This window comes from Hymenobacter coalescens (assembly GCF_054783195.1).
In genome coordinates, this window is the sequence record NZ_BAAGRA010000019.1 from 557,577 (window position 1) to 578,364 (window position 20,788).

Annotated in this window: 17 protein-coding genes and 1 riboswitch; of the genes, 8 read left to right on the forward strand and 9 right to left on the reverse strand. The window is 64.1% G+C overall.

Features of this window, described 5'->3' with window-relative positions; translation table 11 throughout:
- The first annotated feature begins 31 nt into the window (after window positions 1–31).
- Together cysS and ACYVKQ_RS18720 are read left to right on the forward strand one after the other, a co-directional pair.
- A complete protein-coding gene (cysS, locus tag ACYVKQ_RS18715) occupies window positions 32–1,534 on the forward strand; it encodes a cysteine--tRNA ligase (RefSeq protein WP_460676877.1) in 1,503 nt (500 codons plus the stop codon).
- A gap of 153 nt (window positions 1,535–1,687) precedes the next feature.
- Window positions 1,688–2,731: a M28 family peptidase gene (locus tag ACYVKQ_RS18720; protein WP_460676878.1), complete on the forward strand. Its 1,044-nt coding sequence runs from the start codon at window positions 1,688–1,690 to the stop codon at window positions 2,729–2,731.
- A gap of 97 nt (window positions 2,732–2,828) precedes the next feature.
- Here the strand turns inward: ACYVKQ_RS18720 and ACYVKQ_RS18725 are convergent, their stop codons facing one another.
- Complete coding sequence (locus tag ACYVKQ_RS18725) at window positions 2,829–3,353, reverse strand: GNAT family N-acetyltransferase (RefSeq protein ID WP_460676879.1); 525 nt, start codon at window positions 3,351–3,353, stop codon at window positions 2,829–2,831.
- Between the two features lie 125 nt (window positions 3,354–3,478).
- Here ACYVKQ_RS18725 and ACYVKQ_RS18730 point away from each other — a divergent pair, with 125 nt between their 5' ends.
- Window positions 3,479–4,999: a carboxylesterase family protein gene (locus tag ACYVKQ_RS18730; protein WP_460676880.1), complete on the forward strand. Its 1,521-nt coding sequence runs from the start codon at window positions 3,479–3,481 to the stop codon at window positions 4,997–4,999.
- Here ACYVKQ_RS18730 and ACYVKQ_RS18735 read toward each other — a convergent pair.
- The gene (locus tag ACYVKQ_RS18735; RefSeq protein WP_460676881.1) at window positions 4,980–5,921 is read right to left on the reverse strand and encodes a S66 peptidase family protein; all 942 of its coding nucleotides are present in this window, start codon (window positions 5,919–5,921) and stop codon (window positions 4,980–4,982) included. The two genes, ACYVKQ_RS18730 and ACYVKQ_RS18735, sit on opposite strands and share 20 nt — an antisense overlap.
- A gap of 142 nt (window positions 5,922–6,063) precedes the next feature.
- Here ACYVKQ_RS18735 and ACYVKQ_RS18740 point away from each other — a divergent pair, with 142 nt between their 5' ends.
- Window positions 6,064–6,756, forward strand: coding sequence for a carboxypeptidase-like regulatory domain-containing protein (locus tag ACYVKQ_RS18740; RefSeq protein WP_460676882.1), 693 nt, complete (start codon window positions 6,064–6,066; stop codon window positions 6,754–6,756).
- 87 nt (window positions 6,757–6,843) lie between these two features.
- Here the strand turns inward: ACYVKQ_RS18740 and ACYVKQ_RS18745 are convergent, their stop codons facing one another.
- From ACYVKQ_RS18745 to ACYVKQ_RS18760, 4 genes are all read right to left on the reverse strand, one after another.
- Window positions 6,844–8,115, reverse strand: a complete 1,272-nt coding sequence (locus tag ACYVKQ_RS18745) for a homoserine dehydrogenase (RefSeq protein ID WP_460676883.1) — start codon at window positions 8,113–8,115, stop codon at window positions 6,844–6,846.
- On the reverse strand, window positions 8,093–9,127 hold the full coding sequence (locus ACYVKQ_RS18750) for a homoserine O-acetyltransferase family protein (RefSeq protein WP_460676884.1): 1,035 nt from the start codon (window positions 9,125–9,127) through the stop codon (window positions 8,093–8,095). The genes ACYVKQ_RS18745 and ACYVKQ_RS18750 overlap by 23 nt, the downstream gene beginning before the upstream one ends.
- Before the next feature lie 228 nt (window positions 9,128–9,355).
- Entirely contained in the window at window positions 9,356–10,741 is a 1,386-nt protein-coding gene (locus ACYVKQ_RS18755) for an O-acetylhomoserine aminocarboxypropyltransferase/cysteine synthase family protein (protein ID WP_460676885.1), read from the reverse strand.
- 372 nt (window positions 10,742–11,113) lie between these two features.
- Window positions 11,114–11,233: riboswitch (SAM riboswitch) on the reverse strand.
- A gap of 282 nt (window positions 11,234–11,515) precedes the next feature.
- Window positions 11,516–11,818: a LysM peptidoglycan-binding domain-containing protein gene (locus ACYVKQ_RS18760; protein WP_460676886.1), complete on the reverse strand. Its 303-nt coding sequence runs from the start codon at window positions 11,816–11,818 to the stop codon at window positions 11,516–11,518.
- Window positions 11,819–12,019: 201 nt separating this feature from the next.
- Between ACYVKQ_RS18760 and ACYVKQ_RS18765 the strand changes: the two genes are divergently transcribed.
- A complete protein-coding gene (locus tag ACYVKQ_RS18765) occupies window positions 12,020–12,439 on the forward strand; it encodes a lipocalin family protein (protein ID WP_460676887.1) in 420 nt (139 codons plus the stop codon).
- A 126-nt stretch (window positions 12,440–12,565) separates the two neighbouring features.
- Window positions 12,566–15,151: an erythromycin esterase family protein gene (locus ACYVKQ_RS18770; protein ID WP_460676888.1), complete on the forward strand. Its 2,586-nt coding sequence runs from the start codon at window positions 12,566–12,568 to the stop codon at window positions 15,149–15,151.
- Here ACYVKQ_RS18770 and ACYVKQ_RS18775 read toward each other — a convergent pair.
- Complete coding sequence (locus ACYVKQ_RS18775) at window positions 15,138–16,211, reverse strand: lysylphosphatidylglycerol synthase transmembrane domain-containing protein (RefSeq protein ID WP_460676889.1); 1,074 nt, start codon at window positions 16,209–16,211, stop codon at window positions 15,138–15,140. The two genes, ACYVKQ_RS18770 and ACYVKQ_RS18775, sit on opposite strands and share 14 nt — an antisense overlap.
- A 422-nt stretch (window positions 16,212–16,633) precedes the next feature.
- Between ACYVKQ_RS18775 and dxs the strand changes: the two genes are divergently transcribed.
- Entirely contained in the window at window positions 16,634–18,577 is a 1,944-nt protein-coding gene (gene dxs, locus ACYVKQ_RS18780) for a 1-deoxy-D-xylulose-5-phosphate synthase (protein ID WP_460676890.1), read from the forward strand.
- 155 nt (window positions 18,578–18,732) lie between these two features.
- On the opposite strand, the gene ACYVKQ_RS18785 is transcribed toward dxs, so the two are convergent.
- Both ACYVKQ_RS18785 and ACYVKQ_RS18790 read right to left on the reverse strand, forming a co-directional pair.
- Window positions 18,733–19,308 (reverse strand): SRPBCC family protein, encoded by a 576-nt coding sequence (locus ACYVKQ_RS18785; protein ID WP_460676891.1) that lies wholly within the window; start codon window positions 19,306–19,308, stop codon window positions 18,733–18,735.
- A gap of 318 nt (window positions 19,309–19,626) precedes the next feature.
- The gene (locus ACYVKQ_RS18790; protein WP_460676892.1) at window positions 19,627–19,965 is read right to left on the reverse strand and encodes a winged helix-turn-helix transcriptional regulator; all 339 of its coding nucleotides are present in this window, start codon (window positions 19,963–19,965) and stop codon (window positions 19,627–19,629) included.
- A 174-nt stretch (window positions 19,966–20,139) separates the two neighbouring features.
- On the opposite strand from ACYVKQ_RS18790, the gene ACYVKQ_RS18795 reads away from it, so the two are divergent.
- Window positions 20,140–20,688, forward strand: a complete 549-nt coding sequence (locus tag ACYVKQ_RS18795) for a YceI family protein (RefSeq protein ID WP_460676893.1) — start codon at window positions 20,140–20,142, stop codon at window positions 20,686–20,688.
- The last annotated feature ends 100 nt before the right edge of the window (window positions 20,689–20,788 follow it).

A 20,788-nucleotide genomic window follows, 5' to 3' on the forward strand; every position in this document is an offset into this window, starting at 1 on the left:
CACCATCTCACCATCTCACTACCTTTGCCCCATGCAACACCCCCTGTCGCTCCACAATACGCTCACGCGCCGCAAAGAACCCTTCGTCCCCGTGCACGCGCCCTTCGTGGGCGTGTACCTCTGCGGCCCGACGGTGTACTCCGAGGCGCACGTGGGCAACGCCCGCGGCCCGGTGGTGTTCGACGTGCTGACGCGCTACCTGCGGCACCTCGGCTACACGGTGCGCTACGTGCGCAACATCACCGACGTGGGGCACCTGGTGGGCGACGCCGACGAGGGCGAGGACAAGATCAGCAAGATGGCCCGTGCTCAGAAGCTCGAGCCCATGCAGGTGGCCCAGGAGTACGCCAACCGCTACCGCCGCCACATGGACGCGCTGGGTTGCCTTTCGCCCGACATCGAGCCGCTGGCCACCGGCCACATCATCGAGCAGATTCAGATGATTGAGGAAATCATCGAAAATGGCTTCGCCTACGAGGCCAACGGCTCGGTGTACTTCGACGTGCCCAAGTACAACGCCAACGGCAATAACTACGGCAAGCTCTCGGGCCGCGTGCCGGAGGAACTGCTGGCCGGCTCGCGCGACAACCTCGCCGGCCAGGAGGAGAAGCGCAGCTCGCTGGACTTTGCCCTGTGGAAAAAGGCCGATGAGCGCCACCTCATGCGCTGGCCCTCGCCCTGGAGCGAAGGTTTCCCCGGCTGGCACCTGGAGTGCTCGGCCATGAGCCGCAAGTACCTCGGGCAGGTGTCCGACATCCACGGGGGCGGGCTGGATTTGATGTTTCCGCACCACGAGTGCGAAATAGCCCAGAGCCAGGCCAGCCACTCGCACACCGACGAGGCGCGGGTGTGGCTGCACAACAACATGATTACGGTGAACGGCCAGAAGATGAGCAAGTCGTTCGGCAACTTTATCACCATCTCCGAGCTGTTCAGCGGGCGGCACGCCTCTCTCTCGCAGGCGTACTCGCCCATGGTCGTGCGCTTCTTCCTGCTCCAGGCCCACTACCGCAGCACCGTCGATATTTCCGATGAAGGGCTGAAAGCGGCCAGCAAGGGCTACCGTAAGCTCATGAACGGCCTGCGCCAGATTGAGCGGCTGCAACTGCCCGAGGGCACCGAGCGCGCCGCCGACACCGCCGCGGCCGACGCGGAGCTGCGCAAGCTGGTGGCCGAGTGCTACGTGGGCCTGAACGACGACCTGAACACGGCCCGGGCCATTGCCTCGCTCTTCAACCTGCTGCGCAAGTTCAACGGCTACTACAACCAGCCAGTCACGCTGGCGCAGGTGGGGGAAGAAGCCCTGGCCGAGGCCACGGCGGCCTACCGCACGCTGGTCGTGGACATCTTGGGCCTGCGCGACGAGCCGCGCGCCAACGCCGAGGAACTGCTGGGCCTCACGCTGCAGTTCTACGCCGAAGCCAAGTCGGCCAAGGACTACGCCAAGGTAGACGTCATCCGGGCCGCGCTCAAGGAGCAGGGCATTCTGGTGAAGGATACCAAGGCCGGCGTCGACTGGGCCTACGAAGAGTAAGAGGCCAGCTGACGGCGCCTTATATCGAACGTCATGCTGAGCTTGCCGAAGCATTTCTACCGCTTCAATCGGACGAAACCGTGCGGTAGAGATGCTTCGGCAAGCTCAGCATGACGTTCCTACTTAAATTTGATTTCCGATTTTCCTCCCCCCATGATTCGCAACCCCCTGCGCCTGCTGTGGCGCCCCGCCGCTTTGCTCGCCGCTACGGTGCTGCTCACGGCCTGCCCCGATAACAAGCCGGCCGCTACCGAAACCGCCGAGGCTCCGGCCGCCGAGGAGGCGCTGCGCAAAGCCCCGGCCTTCGATGCCGATTCGGCCTACGCTTTTACCGCCAAGCAGGTGAGCTTCGGGCCCCGCGTGCCCAACTCCAAGGCGCACGCGCAGTGCGGCGACTGGCTGGTGCAGAAGTTCCGCAGCCTCGGCTGGCAGGTGCAGGAACAGCCTTTCACCGCGACGGCCTTTGATGGCACGATGCTGCGCGGGCGCAACATCGTGGCGCGCTTCGCACCGCAGGCCGCCCGCCGCGTGGCCCTGTTTGCGCACTGGGATACGCGCCCCTTCGCCGATAAAGACAAGACCAAGCCCAACGCCCCGCTCGACGGGGCCAACGACGGCGCCTCGGGCGTGGCCGTGGCCCTGGAAATTGCCCGGCAGCTGTCCGCCCAGCCCGATTCGCTGACGCCCGCCGTGGGGGTGGACGTGATTCTCTTCGACGCCGAAGACTACGGCTACGATTCCTCCACGCAGGCCGACAAGGAAAACAAGCTGGCAGGCGCGGGCGTGGAAAGCTGGTGCCTCGGCTCGCAGCACTGGATGCGCAACAAGCTGCCCGTCAACTACAAGGCCGAGTACGGCATCCTCTTCGATATGGTGGGCGCCAAGGGGGCGCGGTTCTCGCGCGAGGAGCTCTCGCGCCAGCAGGCCAACGACGTGGTGGGCAAGGTGTGGTACCACGCCAGCCGCCTCGGCTATTCCGATTACTTCATTGCTCAGGATATGCCCGGCATCACCGACGACCACGTGTTTACCAACCAGGCCGGCGTGCGCACCATCGACATTATCGACCACGTGCCCTACGGCGACGAATTCTTCCCGCCCTACCACCATACCACTCAGGACAACATGAGCATCATCGACCGCAACACCCTGAAGGCGGTGGGGCAGACGGTGCTGCAGACCCTGTACCAGGAGTAAGCCGCGTGCTAAGTCAGCAAAAAGCCGCCCGGATGATCATCCGGGCGGCTTTTTGCTTTTCTGAGGTGCCGTTTGCTGAGCGCACTCAGATGACGGGCTAAGAAGTTGCCTCCAGCAACTTGTAGTACACCACGGTGGCCTGCCGCTCGCCCGCTTCGTTGCACACGTACTCCGGAATGGCCCCGACGCGGGTGTAGCCCTGGCCCTGGTACAACTGCTCCGATGCGTCGCCGAGGCGGGTATCGAGAACCAGCGTGGTGCGGCCCAGCGCGCGGGCCGCTGCTTCGGCGGCCTGCAGCAGCTGGCGGGCAACGCCTTGGCGGCGGTGGGCCGAATGCACCAGCAGCTTGCACACTTCGGCCCGGTGCGGGGCGTTGGGCTTGGTGGCCGGGTCGAGCTGCACGGTGCCGAGCAGCTGGCCGGCCGCTTCGGCCACCAGCAGCAGGCGCGGCCCCGTCTCCAGCGCCTCTATTACGCTGTGCCAGTAGTTCTGGGCTTCGGCGGGAGCCAGCGGCCGCAGAAATCCTACCGACGAGCCGTGGTCGACGGAATCAATGAGCAGGTCGGTGAGAGCCGGCAGCAGGGCACGGGCTTCGGCGGCGGAGAGGCGTTTGATGGTCATCGGGGGCGGCGGCTCGAAGTCGGCGAAACAAGTTGGCGGTGCAAAGTAAGGCGGACCGCCGCAACCCCACCTCGGCCCGCGCCGGTAAACGTTACCTTATAACCCGAACCGTACGCTGCCCGACGATGAAGCACTTCTTCCTGTTCCTGAGCCTGCTGGTGAATGGTCTGGCGCTGCCGGCCGCTGCTCAGCTAGATACTACCGGCGGCAAGTTCTTCCAGCCCCTGTACCGCGACCCGGCCCCGAGCGTGACCACCGACGTGGCCTACGGCAGCGTAGCGGTGGGCACCGGCACGCAGGTGTTGCTCCTGGACGTGTACCAACCCGTGGGCGCCCCCGCCACGCCGCGGCCGCTGATTATCCTGGCCCACGGCGGCGCCTTCCTGGGCGGCAATAAGGCCGATTACGACGTGTCGGAGCTATGCCGGCGCTTCGCGCGCCTGGGCTACGTCACGGCCAGCATCTACTACCGGCTGGAGTCGTTTTTTACGTTCAACGGGGCGCGGGCCGTCGTCAACGCTACCCATGACCTGCGGGCCGCGGTGCGGTTTTTTCGGCAGGATGCAGCCAACGCCAATCAGTACAACATCAACCCGCAGTACATCTTCGTGGGGGGCTCCTCGGCCGGCGCCATCACGGCCGTGCACCTGGCTTACCTCGATCAAGAAGCCGAGCTGGCTTCCTTGAATGCGCCCGGTGTCGCGCCGGGGCTGGAAGGCGCCAGCGGCAATCCGGGCTACAGCAGCGCCGCGGTGGCGGCCATCAACCTCTGCGGCGCCCTTGGCAACCTGAACTGGCTGGAGCCCGGCGACGAACCGCTGGTGAGCGTGCACGGCACCAACGACGCGGTGGTGCCCTATGCTACCGGCCTCACCTTCACCGGCGACGTGGTCAACGGCAGCGGGGCCATCAAGCTCCGCGCCGATGCCGTGGGCGTACCCAATACGCTTTACACGTTTCGCGGGGCCGGCCACGTTCCTTACAACGGACTGAGTGCCACGCAGCAAGCCTATATGGATACCACGTTCCGCACCGTGCGCGACTTTCTGCGGCCGCTGCTGGCGGGGGCGTCGCCCTTGCCGGTGCGGCTGGTGCGCTTCGAGGCGCAGCGCCAGGGGAAACAGGCGCTGCTGCGCTGGGAAACAGCCCAGGAACAGAACAGCGCGGGCTACGAGGTGGAAGAGTCGGCCGACGGCGTCGCATTCCGGCGCATCGGCTTTGTGGCCAGCGCAGTTCCCAATACCTCCGACGCCCGGCAGTACCGGTTTCGCACGGCGGAGCCCACGGCCCCGGGCTGGCGCTATTACCGCCTGCGCCAGGTGGACCTGGACGGCAGCAGCAGCTACTACGGGCCGCGGGCGGTGCTTTTTGGCGCGGAACAAAGCCGCATCACGCTGGCCGCCGTGCCCAACCCGGCAACAAGTCAGGATAACGCGGCCGTCATCAGCAGCGCAACCGCCCTGCCGGCCGCTCAGCTGGAGCTGCGCGACGCCCAGGGCCGCTTGGTGGGGCAGCGGCAGCTGAGCCTGCCGGCCGGCACCACGCGGGTGCCGCTACCGGAACTGGCTGGCCGCCCCGCGGGGCTCTACACTCTGGAACTGCGCACCGCCGGCCAGCGGCAGCACGTTAAGCTTGTGCGGCAGTAGGCTGCTCGGCGGCAGTTACGGTTGGGTAGCTGAGCCGCGTGCCGGCCGCGCCGACTTCCAGCCGCGCCCGGCGCCCGCAGATCAGGGCCAGGTTGGCCGGCTCGTGGCCGACCGGGAAGCCGTACGCCACCGGGAAGCCGTACTTGGCGGCGTAGCTATCGATGATTTCGTAGCTGGTCTGCCCGAAGGGCACGGCGTTGTCCTGCGGATTGGTGAAGTGCCCGACGATGAGCCCCGCCAGGTCGCGCAGCTTGCCGGCCCGGTCCAGGTGCACCATCATGCGGTCCACGTTGTAGAGGTACTCATCGATGTCCTCCAGAAACAGAATCCGCCCGGCGGTGGAGCAGTCCGAAGCCGTGCCGCTCAGCGTTTGCAGCAGGCTCAAATTGCCGCCGATGATTTCGCCCTCGGCTGTGCCGGGGCGGTTCATCGCGTGCGGCGCCACCGCGTAGCTTACCGGCTCCCCAAACAAGGCTCGGCGCAGGCTTTCCAGCGCATCGGCGCCGCCTTCCTGCGTGAAAATGAAGGGCATTACGCCGTGGATGCTTTCGTGGCCGAGCCGGAGCAGGTGGCAATTGAGCGTGGTGATGTCGGAGAAGCCGGCAATCCACTTCGGGGCCTGGGCGAAGCCGGAAAAGTCAATCTGGTCGATGATGCGGGTGGTGCCGTAGCCGCCCCGGGCCACCAAGATAGCCCGGATGGCGGGGTTGCCGAGCTGGTGCTGAAAGTCGCGGACCCGCACCTCGTCGCTGCCCCCGAACTGGTGGTGCTCGGCCGCCACGCTTTCGCCCAGCACTACCTGCAGCCCCCAGCCTTCCAGCACCGCGATGCCCGGCGCCAGATCCTCGCGCGAGACTTTGCGGGCAGTACATACAATGGCGACTTGGTCACCGAAACGGAGGGGGGGAGGCGTGGTGGGCATGAGCGAAGCAGTTATCAGCCGCAAACCTACAGCACCGCCCGCACCTGCGCCACGGGCCGCCGGCGGGGACAGTCAAATTATTCCTGCACTTTCGTTTCAAGGCCTTATGGATTATTGGGGCATTCCACATCAGCTATTGCGTATGCGCCTTATATCCATCCTTGCCTGCACCGCCCAGCTGCTGACCAGCTGCGCCGCTACGCGCCCGGAGCTCCTGCCCGGTACCTACATCGAGACGCGGCCTAACGCTGTTCTGTTTTCCAGCAAAGAGCTGCGCCTCTACCCCGGTCATCGGTTTCGCTATTTTCAGCACGAAGACGTGCTGGCTATGGCCCGCACCGGTGCGGGCACCTACCGCCTGCGCGGCCAGCAGCTGGAATTGCGTTTCGACGGGCTGCCGGATACCGCCGCCTCCCGGGCTAGCGCGCAGCCCGTGCCTTTCGTGACCGACAAGCCGGAAGTGCAGGTGCTGGTGACCACCTTGGAAGAAACCGGCCAGCAGGCGGCCGTAGGGGGCGTCACGGTGTTGCTGCGCGACGCAGCAGGTCAGATCATTGGTGGAACCTCTACCGGGGCAGACGGCTACGCTGCTTTGCCATTGGCCCAGGCCACCGCGCCCGGCACCCTGGAGGTTACCGGAATCGGGTTTGCGACCTGGCGGCAGGCATGGCCCGCCCAAGCCGTGCGCTACCACGTGGCATTGGCCCTGCAACCGTATCAACCCTACGCAGCCGGCACCCGCAAGTCGTTCAAAATACTGTCGCAGGCGCCGGGGCGGCTGGTACTGCAAGCCCGCGACACCATCACGCTAGCGGCCCAGCCTGAGCTTAAATAGGAAGCTAGGTAAATGGTAAGCCGCGCCCCCGTTCCACAAACGCTGTTTGCGAAACGGAGGCGCGGCTTGCCGAAGCCGAAAGATACTTTACTCGGCTGTTACCGCGGCTTCCGGGGTGGCCGCTGAAACCAATTCCTGCTCCGGCACCGGCCGCGTGCGGCCCGTACGGGCCACAAAGGCGCCGGCTGTCCGCAGCGCGTCGCGGTGGCGGTGCAGCTGGCTCAGGCGCACGTAGCCCACGGCGGAATCGTAGCCGAAGCCCGGTGCGCTGAGCGCCTCCGAGGTGCCGACGAAGCCCAGCTCTTCGCGCAGTCCTTTGGGGGCGTGGCGCAGGTACACTTCCAGCTCCAGATCGGCAGCGGGGGCGGGCGCGTCGGCTCCCAGTTTATTATAGGTGTAGCGGCTTCCGTTGCGCAGAGCCACCAAGTCGGCCAGCACGGCCGAGCCGGTGGGGTGGCCGCCGGCGCCGCGGCCGCGCCAGAAGTGCTGCCCAGCAAACTCAGCATCCACCACCACGCCGTTGAACTCCCGCTCCACGGCATACAGCGGCGAATCGGCGCCCACCAGCTGCGGCGTCACGAATACCGTGGCGCCGCCCCCGGGCAGGGGCTGCAGGCTGGCCACCACCTTGATTTTTTGCCCACGCTCAGCCGCAAAGCGAATATCCGCCGACGACACGTTTTCGATGCCGAGGTTGAGCACCTCGTCGGGGTCGAGCAGCAGCCCGTAGGCGTGCGCGGCCAGAATGACGGCCTTGGAGCGTGGGTCGAAGGCGGCCATGTCCAGCGTGGGGTCGGTTTCGGCGAAGCCCTGCGCCTGCGCTTCGGCCAGGGCCTCGGCGTAGTCGGAGCCGCCCTCGGTCATGCGCGTCAGCACGTAGTTGGAGGAGCCGTTGAAGATGCCGCTTACGCCCAGCAGCGGCTCCTGCGCGAAGTAGCCGTCGATGGTACGGATCACCGGGATGCTGCCGCACACGGCCGCTTCGTAGAGCAGCGTCCCGCCGAAGGCCTGCTGTAGCTGCAGCAGCTCGGGCAGGTGCCGCGCCACCATGGCTTTGTTAGCCGTCACCACGCGCCGGCCGCGGCGCAGCGCCTCGCTCACCAGCCGGAAGGCTTCGTCGGCGTCGTCGATGACCTCCACCAGCAGGTCCAGGCTCGCATCGTCGAGCAGGTCGTCGGCGTGGAACTCAAACCGCTCGGCGGGCAGGGGGCGCAGCTTGGTGGGGTTCTTCACCGCAATGCGCGCCACCGCAAACGCCGTTTCGGGGCGCTTCTGCAGAATATCGTACAGCCCTTGCCCCACGCAGCCGAAGCCGATCAGGCCGATGCGGGTGGGGTTAGTGGGCGAAGGTCTGGACATAGAATCGTTCGAGAAAATGCGCTATTTGCGCGGTTTCGATCAGGAAGCCGTCGTGGCCGTAGGGCGAGTCCATTTCGGCGTACATGGCCCCCGGAATGTGGCGGGCCAGCAACTGCTGCTCGCCAGGCGGAAACAGCACGTCCGACGAAATGCCGAGCACCAACGTCCGAGCCTGCACTCCGGCCAAAGCCGTGGCCACGCCCCCGCGCCCACGACCCACGTGGTGCGAGTCCATGATGTAGGAGAGCGTAACGTAGCTGTACGCGTTGAAGCGGGCCGTGAGCTTGTCGCCCTGGTACTGCTGGTAAGAGCTGGCCCGGTAGAACGCCGGCAAGGTGTCGTGGTCAGGCTCCACCTGGGTACGGCCGTAGGCGTCGTAGCTGCGGTAGCTGAGCAGGGCCACGGCGCGGGCCGCGCGCAGGCCCTGCTTGCCGCCGTCGGGGCCGCCGCCCTCGTAGGTGCAGTCGGCCTGAATGGCCAGGCGCTGGGCCTCGTTGAAGGCAATGCCCCACGGCGAATGCTGCGCGTTGGTAGCCAGCAGCACGAGGTGCTCAAACACCTTCGGCTGCTGAATGGCCCATTCCACCGCCTGCTGCCCGCCCAGCGAGCCGCCGATGACGGTGTGAATGCGTTGCAGCCCGAGGTGCTGCCGCAGCTGCTCGTGCGCGGCCACCAGGTCGCGCACCGTCAGGCGCGGAAAAGCCTGGTACAGCGGCCGGTGATGGGGCGGCACGGGCGAGGCCGGCCCGGTGCTGCCGTAGCAGGAGCCGAGCACGTTGGCGCACACAATAAACCAGTCGGCCGGGTCGAAATAATGGCCCGCGCCGAACAGGCCCGGCCACCAGCTCAGCACGTCGGCGTTGGCCGTCAGGGCGTGGCACACCCACACCACATTGTCGCCGGCCGCGTTCAGGGTGCCGTAGGTGTGGTAGGCAATCTGCACACCGTCGAGCCGCCCGCCGCATTCCAGCGGCAGCGGCTCGGGCAGGCTCAGCACTTGGGGGTTGCTCATAGCGGCTTCCTCTCGGAGGTGAAAGGATGTAGAATAGACCGCGGCCGAAGCCGCAGCCGGAAAAACAATTCTTTGCTTCCGGCCCCTCCCGCTACGGAAGAGGCCGGAAAGCAAAGAGGCCGGGGCAGAGACGACGCGCTTTCTCCCGAAACGCGCCGCCCGCGCCCCGCTGCTGGACGGGAAGCCGGGCCATGGCAGCGGACCAGCTTCCCCAGGTTCCCTCCCTTGTTAAACTTCCAGCGTAGCGGGGTGCCCGGCTTGTTGTTCGAGGAGGATTTCGCCGTCTTCCTCGGTGGGGCGGTCGGCGCTCTGCCGCACCGCGTCGAACGCGCGCTGCAGGTCGCCCTTGATGTCGTCGATGTGCTCCAGGCCCAGCGAAATGCGCAGCAGCGTGGGCGCCACGCCGGCGGCGCGCTGCTCGTCGTCCGACAGCTGCTGGTGCGTGGTGGCCGAGGGCTGAATGATGAGCGTCTTGGCGTCGCCAACGTTGGCCAGGTGGCTGATCAGCTGCAGGTTATCAATGAACTGCGTGGCCGTTTCCTTGGAGCCTTTGATGGCGAAGGTGAGCACGCCGCCGAAGCCGCGTTTCAGGTACTTGGTGGCCAGCTGGTGGTAGGGGCTGCTTTTCAGGCCGGGGTAGTTCACGGCTTCCACCTGCGGGTGCTGCTCCAGCCATTCGGCCAGCTTCTGGGCGTTTTCCACGGTGCGGTCCACGCGCAGGCTCAGCGTTTCGAGGCCAATGAGCAGCTGCCAGGAGTTGAACGGGCTGATGGAGGGGCCGAAGTCGCGCAGGCCTTCCACCCGGGCCCGGATGATGAAGGCGATGTTGCCGAATGGGCCGTTCTTGCCGAATACGTCGTTGAACACCAGCCCGTGGTAGCCCTCCGAGGGCTCCGTAAACTGCGGAAACTTGCCGTTGCCGAAGTCGTAGGTGCCGCCGTCCACAATCACGCCGCCGATGCTGGTGCCGTGCCCGCCGATCCACTTCGTGGCCGACTGCACCACGATGTGCGCGCCGTGCTCCAGCGGCCGGAACAGGTAACCGCCCGCCCCGAAGGTGTTGTCGACGATCAGCGGAATGTCATACTTGCGGGCCAGGTCCGCAATGGCCTCGAAATCCGGAATGTTGAAGCCCGGGTTGCCGATGGTTTCCAGGTACAGCGCCTTGGTGTTCTCGTCGATCAGGCTTTCGAAGCTCGCGGGGTTGTCGCCGTCGGCAAAGCGCACTTCGATGCCGAGGCGCTTAAACGCTACCTTGAACTGGTTGTAGGTGCCCCCGTAGAGGAAGGAGGTCGAAACGAAGTTGTCGCCGGCCTGCAGGATGTTGTTCAGCGCCAGAAACTGGGCCGCCTGCCCCGAACCCGTGGCCAGGGCGGCCACGCCGCCTTCGAGTGCCGCCACGCGCTGCTCGAATACGTCGGTGGTGGGGTTCATCAGGCGGGTGTAGATGTTGCCGAACTCCTTCAGGGCAAAGAGGTTGGCGCCATGTTCCGCGTTCTTGAATACGTAGGAAGTCGTCTGGTACAGCGGCACGGCGCGGGCCCCGGTGGTGGGGTCGGGCTGCTGGCCGGCGTGCAGTTGCAGGGTCTCGAAGTGCAGGTTTTGAGCGGACATACGTAGGCTGAAAAGAGGGTTGTGGATGACAGAATCGATGCGGGAAGGCAGCTACGCGCTGCCCAAAGCAGCGGCGTATGCCAGCGTGCGGCTCAGCGCCCGGAGTAGCTCAACGGGTGCGGCTAAGCCACGTGCCGCCCGGAAGCCCGGCGGCCAATAAAAAACGAGGAAGGGTAGGAGCGGGCATCAGCGGCCCGCACGTGACACTACCAACAACAGCAACAACACAGGTCAGCAGCGCGCATCGGGTGCGGCTGCGTGCGGGCACCGGCGGGGGCGCCAAGCATTACGGGCAAAGCCGTAACGGGCGCCGCGGCGGTGCGCGGAGACGGGAAGTTGTCGGGTGTAGGGAGGTAAGTGTTCATAGCACGCGGTTTATTTGCCCCCGGTCTGATAGTCAGCGGGGCAGGATTTGGCACCTGCCAGCTTGTGCATTGCTGGTGGTTGCCAGAGGGTCGTGGAGCCTGTTCTCTCGCCTCTTCGGAATAAATGCGTCAAAAAAAGCCTGCGCCGGAAGCACGGGTGGCACAAAGGTAGTACCGGATGCATAAAACGCAAATCCGGCAAAAAGTTTTCCGCCACTTGCAGAAAATGCTTTTCAGGACCGAATAAGGTGCATTAGGCCTCTGAAACAGGCTGCTACGGCGAGTATAATGTGCGGTTGGCGTCCGGCAAAAAGGCTGGTCTTCCCCGCACAACCTAGCTCCCGGCAAACAAAAAGCCGCCCCGGGGTCGGACCGGGGCGGCTCAATAATCAGAGGCGATGGAAGCGTCTTACAGCTTCGGCAGCTTCAGTACCTGGCCCACTTCGATGTGGTCGGGGTTGGAGCCGATGGTGGACTTATTGGCGTCGTAGATCTGGTGCCATTTGGAGGCGTCGCCGTAGTGGTTCTTGGCGATTTTCGACAGCGAGTCGCCGCTTACCACGGTGTAGCTCTCGCCCTGCGCCGCGGCCGGCTGTGCGGCCGCCGGCTGCGCCTTGTTGCCGAAGAAATCGGTAGCGCTGCCGGTTTGGGGCTGGGTAGGTTGTACGGGCTTCTTCTCGCCCTTATCGCTCAGGAAATCAAAGAGTCCCATAGTGTGGTCTTGGTTGAGGTGTGGGGAACGAAGGCCGCCATACCGGGTACAGCGGATTCGAGGTGCTTTACGCGGCCGCTTGGGAATAGGTTCGGCTTAACCCTTTGGCCGACTGCCCGTAAGAAACGCCCAACGGCAACCAACCCGACGGTAGCCGCGAAGCGCACCCCCTACATCCATTCTCCATTCCAGACACTCCCCATGAAACGACCATTCAACACCCCCCTGCACTACTTAGCCAGCCTGCTCATGCTGCTGACCCTTGTGACCTACGCTTGCGGCAGCAAGGAAGGCAAAGTAGAAGGTGTCAACATGCTCTACGGTACCGAAAGCAAGGTGTGGAAAACCCGCAAAGAGGAAGATGCCACCGGCGACAAGGTCAAGCAAACGTCCGAGCAGAAGCAGGAAGAAATCCGCTTTTTTGCCAACGGCCAGTACGTAATGACCTCGCCCACGCAGTCGATCAATGGTAAATACACCTTTGACCAAGCCGGTAAGAAAATCACTATGACGCCCGACAACGGCAACGCCAGCAACACTTTTGACGTGGCCACGCTGACCGACGACCGCCTCACGCTGCGCAGCCCCGACGGCGCGGAGCTGCAGCTGGAAGCGGAGTAAGTACGCCGTTGATATGATACTATAAAAAGGCCCTGCCAGAGCTGGCAGGGCCTTTTTTGCGCGTGCTTACCCACTGTACAAAATTGATTGCATCCACTAGCTTGCGGAACTTTAACTGCTAGTGTGATGCATCATCGTCTGCCTTGGCGCTTATTCGGGTTATTCGCCCTCGGCCTGTTCCTACTGAGCGCGCCCGTTCGGGCCCAAATGGCCGAGCCGCTGCCTGTGCAGCCGGTTCGCACCATCAGCCCCACCGACCCTGATTTTCGGGACCTGGCGTTTTTGCAGCGCGAAATTGGCGCGGCCCGGGTGGTGATGCTGGGCGAGCCTACCCACGGTGAGGGCAACGTATTCGAAGCCAAAATTCGCCTTGTTCGGTTCTTGCAGCAGCGCATGGGTTTTACCACCGTCGCCTTTGAAAGCGGCTTCTACGAGCTGGACCGTGGGCAACGCGCCATTGAAGCCGGTGTGCTGGTGCCCGAAGCCGTAGCGGGCGGGGTGTTTCCGGTCTGGACGAGCACCCGGGAGTTTCAGGCGCTGCTGCCGCTGCTGGGCCGCGGCGGCCTGCGCGTGGCGGGCTTCGACAACCAGCTGACCGGGCCGTACCAGGACGAGCTGCTGGAGGAGCTGGAAGCCTTTCTCAAACCCGAAAAAGGCGCCGACGCCATTGCTTACAACTACCTGGACGAGTGCCTGGGCGTGATGGGGGAAATGTATTTGTTTCCGCCCACGCACCAGCCGGCCCTGTTTCAGTTGCAGCTCGGCAAAGCGCGCAAGCTGCTGGAAAAGGTAGCCGTCGGCCCCGACGCCCGGCGGCGCGAGCGGGCGGCCTTCTGGCTGCAAACGCTGCGCAGCCTGCATTCCCTGGCCCACGATTACGCCACCAACGACCCCAGCGCCAAAACGGAGCAGGAATTCAAAGCTCCCGACAGCAACCCACGCGACGCGCAGATGGCCGACAACCTGCTGTGGTACCTGCGCCAGCGCCCTCAGGAAAAAGTCATCTGCTGGGGCGCCCTGCCGCACTTGGCCAACAAGGTGGAGGCCCTGGACGACGCCGAAATGAAAGCCTACCACCCGATGGGCCGGGCCGTGAAAGCAGCCCTGGGCCCCGACGCGGTGTACGTGCTCGGCACGCTGGCCGGTGGCGGCACCCACGGCTTTCTGGGCATGGGCGGCTACCAGCCCGTGCCGCCGCCCGCTCCGGGCACGCTCGAAGCCGAGCTGCTGGCCACGGGGCACGAGTACGGCTTTGTGAGCCTCAAACACGCCGCTGCGGGCCGGCGTCTGACTACGTACGCCTTCGAGTACCAGCCGCTGAGCGGGCCCTGGAGCGAGGTAGTAGACGGCTTTTTGTTTCTGCGCGCGGTAAATCCACCGCACGGCGCCGGCGCTGCTTCGGCGGCCGAAGCGGTGGCCGACAGCAAGCCGTATCACGAAAACCGCCCCGCCTCCACTCGTCTGAACCCGGCCGTTCGGGCCAAAGCGGTAGCCAACGCCAAGGCGGCTCGCCGGAGCCTGCAAGGCGTGGTGCTGGATGCCCGCACCGGGCAGCCCGTCCCGTTTGCTTCCGTTGCGGTGCCCGCCCGGGCCGCTGGCACGGTCTCCGATGCCGAAGGAAGGTTCACGCTGGCCGTGCACGCCGGGGAGCTGGTGCAGGTGAGCTGCCTGGGCTACGAGTCGGCTAGCCTGGCCGCGGCGGGAAAACCGGGCCTGACGGTGCGCCTACGGCCTACGGCTTACGCCCTGGGCGCGGTGCGCGTCAGCGCCGCTTCGCAAAATCCCAAACACATTATGCGACGGGTTATTAAGGCTACGGCGGTCAACTACGAGCAGCGCGACTACCGCACCCAGACCTACACCCACCGGCGCGTCAGCAACTACGACTCGCTGCGCGGTGCAATGGAGTCCGTGAGCGAAATGCGTGTGCCGGCCGGGGCCCGGCGCTGGGGCGGCGGCTTTTTGATGCTGGGGGCCAAGCCAACCAGCCGGACGCTGGAAAAGCATGAGATAGTGCCCCTGCCCGCAGCCCAGCCCGGGAGTGGCGAGGAATTCAGCTACGTCGAAGGCGGCCACGGCTTCAGCGGCGGCTTTGACCCGGTGCGCATCTCGCCGCTGTTTAAGCTGGGTACGCTCGGTAAGTACGATGTGCGTCTCGACAGTATTGAGCAGCGCGGCGACGAAACCTACTACCTCATCAGTTTCGCCGCCAAGCGCGCGACGCACCGCACCACCGACCAGTACCTGATAACTGGCTACTCCGGCCGGGTACGCATTCGGCAGCGCGACTACGCCGTGGTGCACTACGAGGCCCTGTGGCAGTACGATACCCTGTTTCACAACGCCGTGGCTCGCAAATACCGGGGCGGCAATAACCTGTCGGCCCGGCTCTACAACCAACAGTACACGGACAAGCGCACCAGCCACGTGGTACGCTACGTGCAGGACGCCAACGGGCGTTACCGGGTCAGTAGCAGCGTCGCGCAAAGCTTGAGCATCGGGCGCAGGCTCACAGGGCAGCCATTTTACGTGCAGAAATACTGCGAAATGTACCCGGGCGTACCTGTGGTGGAAGCGCTGCCGACCGAGCAGCCCGGGCCGGCAGTGCTTCCGGAAAGCAGCCCGGTGCCCTACCGGCCCGAGTTCTGGCAAACCTACCAGCGCCCGGTGCCGGCTGCGCCCGCGCCGGAGCTGCGAGCTACGAAGCCATAACCTCCTTGACGGCTTGCCGACCGAACACCCGGCCCACCCAGCGCGGCAGGAAAATGGTGCCCAGGATGAGGTAGAGGTAATAAGTCACGATGCGGTAGAGCAACAGGATGAAGTTGGTCATCGTGGCCGAGCCGGCAAACGTGCGGAAAAACATGGGGAAAGCCCCTTCCGCAAAGCCTGCGCCGCCGGGCGTAATGGCAATCAGCAGCACTACCTTGTAGACGAGGTTGCGGGCGAAGATGGTCCCAAAGTCGCCCCACGACACATCGATGAAAGCCGCAATCAGGCAGCCGATAACCAAGTAGCGGGCCGTCCAGACGAAGGCCGTGCTCAGGGCTGCTTCGGCCCAGTAACGGAAGCTGTTGCCGCGCAGCTCGGCGGAGGCGTGCACCATTTCCAAGCTGTGGTGGTAGGCCCGGCGGCGCCAGCGGTGCAGGCCTTTCAGGGAAAACAGGCGCACCAGGAACCGCTTTACCGAGTGCGGATTCACGAACAGCGCGTACGCCATCAGCCCGGAATAAGCCATGGTGAACACGTAACTAACCCAGAACGCCACCTTGAGCGTCACCACCAAGCCTGAATCCAGCGTTTCGTGCGGAAAAATGTGGGAGCCAGCCAGCAGCCACACCAGTGGCCCGGCCACCACGAAGTAGAGATTGTCGAGCATGGCCGTTACCATGATGTAGGCCAGCGACTTGCCCAGCGGAATGCCTTCCTTGTTGAGGAGCAGCGAGGCAATGGCGGTGCCGCCAACGGCCGAGGGCAGCAGGCAGGAGGCAAACTCCCAGATCATAATCACGTCGACGCTCTGCTTCCACGTGAGCTGCTTTTCGGCGATGTGGCGGATGCGGTACATGTAGCCCAGGTCGCGAATCAGCAGCACCAGCAGCGTGACCAGTAGCCACTCCGGTTTGGCGTGGGCCAGCCCGGCCAGGTCGCCGGGCCGGTAGCTGCGCCAGAACATAAACCCGACCACTCCGAGCCCGATGACCACTGGCAATAGCATGCGCGAAGGCGACAGTTTATCGAGCAGCTGGCGGTCCTGCTGGGGCGTAGTCATGCGGGAAGGTGGGAAGGTGACAGGCAAAAGTACGGATATCGGTTGCGGCGGGTGAGTAAAAAAACCATTAAGCCAACGCTGGCGCTGCCCGTGCGGCTGGTGGCGGACGCGGAAAAAGAAACGCGGCTGATCTGTGGGCGCCAAATAGAAGTGCGGGAGCTGCCTAAAGCGTGAAATGAAAGCTGACAAGCTCCGGCGTGAATGGAGAAGCTGTTGGCCAAGGTCAATTGCTGCAGCTAGTTAGAACGCGACCAGCGTACACCCTGAACGAATAGCACGATAACCTACTAGTGTGAACCGGCACCTTGAAAATGTCGTACCTTTGCCCGCTAGCCTGCGCCTCTTTGTTGTCGCCCCGCAACAATCTGGCAGTTAAGCCGGTTAGCCGACTACCTCCCACCGATTGCCGTACCCTGACCCCGATGATTGTCGAACCCGGACCCCTGCTGGCGGCGATTAACTCGCCCGCCGATCTGAAAGAGTTGCGCGAAGATCAGCTGGTCCAAGTCAGCCAAGAGTTGCGGCAGTACATCATCGACACGGTTTCCATCTACGGCGGCCACTTCGGGGCTTCGCTAGGCGTGGTCGAGTTGTCGGTGGCGCTGCACTACGTATTTAATACGCCCTACGACCAGCTCGTGTGGGACGTGGGACACCAGGCTTACGGCCACAAAATCCTGACCGGCCGCCGCGCGCAGTTCCACACCAATCGCAAGTACGGCGGGCTGTCGGGCTTTCCGAAGCGCGCCGAAAGCGAGTACGACGCCTTCGGCGTGGGCCACAGCAGCACCAGCATCGGTGCGGCCCTGGGCATGGCCGTGGCCTCCGATTACAAAAAGGAGTTTGAGCGGCAGCACATTGCCGTGATTGGCGACGGCGCCATGACGGCCGGCATGGCCTTCGAGGCGCTAAACCACGCCGGCGTGGCCAACACCAACCTGCTGGTCATCCTCAACGACAACTGCATGAGCATCGACCCCAACGTGGGCGCGCTCAAGGAATACCTTACCGACATCACCACCTCGCGCACTTACAACCGCGTGCGCGACGAGCTGTGGAACGTGCTCGGCAAGCTCTCGAAATTCGGGCCCAACCCGCAGGCCATTGCCAGCAAAGTCGAGTCGGCCATGAAGGCGACGCTGATGAAGCAGAGCAATCTGTTCGAAGCCCTGAAGTTCCGCTACTTCGGCCCCGTCGACGGGCACGACGTGCAGCACCTGGCCTCGATTCTGAAGGATCTGAAGTCCATCCCGGGTCCCAAGCTGCTGCACTGCGTCACCACCAAGGGCAAGGGCTACGCGCTGGCCGAAAAGGACCAGACCCTGTGGCACGCGCCTGGGCTGTTCGACAAAATCACCGGAGAGATTTACAAGAAAGTCCCCGACAAGCCGCAGCCGCCGAAGTACCAGGACGTGTTCGGCCACACGATGGTGGAGCTGGCTGAGCAGAACTCCAAAATCATGGGCGTGACGCCGGCTATGCCCTCGGGCTGCTCGCTGAACATCATGATGGCGGCCATGCCCGACCGCGCCTTCGACGTGGGTATTGCCGAGCAGCACGCAGTGACTTTCTCCGCTGGCTTGGCAACGCAGGGCCTGGTGCCGTTCTGCAACATCTACTCGTCTTTTATGCAGCGGGCCTACGACCAAGTAGTGCACGACGTAGCCCTGCAGAACCTGCACGTGGTGTTCTGCCTCGACCGCGCCGGCTTTGCCGGGGCCGACGGCGCCACCCACCACGGTGCTTACGACCTGGCCTACATGCGCTGCGTGCCCAACATGGTCGTGGCCTCGCCCATGAACGAGGAGGAGCTGCGCAACCTGATGTACACGGCCTCCCTGCCCGAAAACGCCGGCCCCTTCACCATCCGCTACCCGCGCGGTGAAGGCGTGATGCCGGAGTGGCGCAAGCCCCTGCAGCGCGTGGCCGTAGGTACGGGCCGCACCGTGCGCGAAGGCCAGGGCGACGTGGCCATCCTCAGCATCGGCCATATCGGCAACTACGCCGTGCGCGCCACGCAACAATTGCTCACCGAAGGCCTCGACACCGGCCACTACGACCTGCGCTTCTGCAAGCCCCTCGACGAAGAGCTGCTGCACCAGGTATTCAGCCGCTACAAGGCCGTGGTGACGGTGGAAGACGGCTGCCTGCCCGGCGGCTTCGGCGCCGCCGTGCTGGAGTTCATGGCCGACCACGGCTACTCGCTGCCCGTCAAGCGCCTCGGCATCCCCGACAAGGTCGTGGAGCACGGTTCCCAGGACGAGCTGTACAAGGAATGCGGCTACGATGCCGCCGGCATTGCCCAGGCCGTGCGCGACATGCAGGCTAAAGTCACGGCCGCGCAGACGAGCAAGCTGCTGCGGTAGAAACCGCCAAACAAGATATTGCTTCGGGAGCACCGGCTAAGGCTGGTGCTCTTTTTTTTACACCATGCGGAGCAGCCCGTGGAAGCCCGTCAACGGGCGCAGCGCCCATAGGCACTTGGGCATAGCAACTTCGAGCCGCAGATCAGTATTCTTATTTAACGCACCCCGGCCTCACAACTGCGCTTGACCACCTGCAGAATGCGGCGCTGAATCTCGCTCATTACGTAGTCGGTCCAAAGGCCGGCGTAATCATGCAGGTTGGTGCTCAGACGCTGCTGACTGTACAGGATCAGGCGGGTGCGGCCGTCGGGGAAGGGCCGCAGCTCGTAGGTACCGCGCAGCACATCGAAAAACGGTCCGCCCACGGTTACGTGCTCGTCGAAGGTAATGGGCGGAATGGTGGCCGTGTTCGGCTTGATGCTGAAGGACAGCTTGCGCTGCGGCACCCACTCATCCACGGTTTCGATAAAATCCAAGCCCCGCTCGAAGGTGGCATGACGCACCCCGCCCACGCCCTCGTGCGTGAGAGTGGCTTCTACCGGGCGCGGGAAACCGATGCGGCTCACCATTAGACTAGGGCCGACGTCGGCGGCCTGGATGGGCGGCACCCGGATGATACGCTGCCAGACCACTGCCGGCGGCGCGGCAATATCCACCACGTTTTCGACCCGCCGTAGGCTGTCGGGCGTGGCAAACCGGCTTTCTACCACGGCCGCCAACAGGGGCAGCACAGCTATGGCTGATACCAACAGGGGGGCCTGCCGATTGTCATCCATGGGCTCGAACAGCTTGTAGAGCCGGGCGCCCTGCCAGGAAAATGGGCTGCCAGAGCGCCCAATCCCAGCAGCACCGCCACCAGAAAAGACAGCATGAGCAGCCCGCCGAGGCGCTGCACCGGGCGGTATTGAATACCCGCCGGTACGCAAGGGCATAGCCAAGGCCAGCCAGCATGGCCACCAGCATAGGAGTGTGACGAGAGGACAACGAAGCCATCCGTTAGCAGATTAAACCGCTAAAGGCAGGGCCGCAGCCTGTACCTGCAGGCAACCCTAGCTGTGCTCCAGAATCCGCTCCCGGTGGTGCACGCCCCACTCCCGGATTTCGCCGATGACGCGCTCCAGCGTGCGGCCGTAGTCGGTCAGCGCGTACTCCACCGAAATGGGCACCGTGTCGAACACCGTGCGCTTCACCAGCTCGTGGCTCTCCAGGTCCTTCAGCTCCTGCGACAGCACCTTGGCCGTCACCCCGATTTCGCGCTGAATTTCCTTGAAACGCCGCTCCTTCATAGAGAGCAGCATGATGATGGGAATTTTCCACTTGCCGCCGAGTACGTCCATGGCGTCACGTACGGGGCGGAGGTAGGCGTTGCAAGCTTGGGCAGTCGACATGGCAGAGCAAAATACGAGGATGCGGTAGGGTAGAGGTTACCGGTTACCTCATGGTTACTTACAACAAATGTACATACATGCTTTTTATCTTTGTCATGTTGAATGCGACAGCATCTGCCTCATAACAGAAACAACAAACCCGCCGGCTAGGCCGGCCACAACAAACCAAATACCATGGCCACCACGAAATGGGTTCTCGACCCCACGCACTCCGAGGTTCAGTTCAAGATCAAGCACCTCGTGATTTCCACCGTCACCGGCTCGTTCAAAACGTTTGAGGGCGAGGTCGAATCCACCGACGACTCGTTTGAAAACGCCAAAGTGCGTTTTTCGGCCGACATCGACAGCATCGACACCAACCAGGCGCAGCGCGACCAGCACCTGAAGTCGGCGGACTTCTTCCACGCCGAGCAGCACCCCAAGCTGGTCTTCGAGTCGACCAGCCTGCGCAAGGTGGGGGAAGGCGAATACAAGCTAGAGGGCAACCTGACCATCCGCGAAACGACGCGTCCGGTAACCCTGGACGTGGAGTACGGCGGCTCGGCTACCGATTTCTACGGCAACGAAAAAGCCGGTTTCGAGGTGAGCGGCAAAATCAGCCGCAAGGATTTCGGCCTGACCTGGAACGGCGTCACCGAAGCCGGTGCCATCGTGGTGAGCGACGACGTGAAGCTGCTGGCCAGCGTGCAGTTTGCCAAAGTAAAAGAGGAAGTAGCGGCCTAAGCGGCCTGCTTGCTGCCTACGGCGGCGCCCCGAATCCCGGAGTCGGGGCGCCGCTTGTTTTTGGTTCCTGCTGCCAGTGACCGAACTCCGGTAGGACCAC

Bases quoted from the DNA above. Each gene is read 5' to 3' on its own strand.
- ACYVKQ_RS18750 (WP_460676884.1), bottom strand. From the start codon at position 9,127: ATGAGCAACCCCCAAGTGCTGAGCCTGCCCGAGCCGCTGCCGCTGGAA.
- ACYVKQ_RS18770 (WP_460676888.1), top strand. From the start codon at position 12,566: ATGCATCATCGTCTGCCTTGGCGCTTATTCGGGTTATTCGCCCTCGGC.
- ACYVKQ_RS18740 (WP_460676882.1), top strand. From the start codon at position 6,064: ATGCGCCTTATATCCATCCTTGCCTGCACCGCCCAGCTGCTGACCAGC.
- cysS (WP_460676877.1), top strand. From the start codon at position 32: ATGCAACACCCCCTGTCGCTCCACAATACGCTCACGCGCCGCAAAGAA.
- ACYVKQ_RS18720 (WP_460676878.1), top strand. From the start codon at position 1,688: ATGATTCGCAACCCCCTGCGCCTGCTGTGGCGCCCCGCCGCTTTGCTC.
- ACYVKQ_RS18790 (WP_460676892.1), bottom strand. From the start codon at position 19,965: ATGTCGACTGCCCAAGCTTGCAACGCCTACCTCCGCCCCGTACGTGAC.
- ACYVKQ_RS18760 (WP_460676886.1), bottom strand. From the start codon at position 11,818: ATGGGACTCTTTGATTTCCTGAGCGATAAGGGCGAGAAGAAGCCCGTA.
- ACYVKQ_RS18745 (WP_460676883.1), bottom strand. From the start codon at position 8,115: ATGTCCAGACCTTCGCCCACTAACCCCACCCGCATCGGCCTGATCGGC.
- ACYVKQ_RS18730 (WP_460676880.1), top strand. From the start codon at position 3,479: ATGAAGCACTTCTTCCTGTTCCTGAGCCTGCTGGTGAATGGTCTGGCG.
- ACYVKQ_RS18775 (WP_460676889.1), bottom strand. From the start codon at position 16,211: ATGACTACGCCCCAGCAGGACCGCCAGCTGCTCGATAAACTGTCGCCT.
- ACYVKQ_RS18795 (WP_460676893.1), top strand. From the start codon at position 20,140: ATGGCCACCACGAAATGGGTTCTCGACCCCACGCACTCCGAGGTTCAG.
- ACYVKQ_RS18765 (WP_460676887.1), top strand. From the start codon at position 12,020: ATGAAACGACCATTCAACACCCCCCTGCACTACTTAGCCAGCCTGCTC.
- ACYVKQ_RS18725 (WP_460676879.1), bottom strand. From the start codon at position 3,353: ATGACCATCAAACGCCTCTCCGCCGCCGAAGCCCGTGCCCTGCTGCCG.
- ACYVKQ_RS18755 (WP_460676885.1), bottom strand. From the start codon at position 10,741: ATGTCCGCTCAAAACCTGCACTTCGAGACCCTGCAACTGCACGCCGGC.
- dxs (WP_460676890.1), top strand. From the start codon at position 16,634: ATGATTGTCGAACCCGGACCCCTGCTGGCGGCGATTAACTCGCCCGCC.
- ACYVKQ_RS18735 (WP_460676881.1), bottom strand. From the start codon at position 5,921: ATGCCCACCACGCCTCCCCCCCTCCGTTTCGGTGACCAAGTCGCCATT.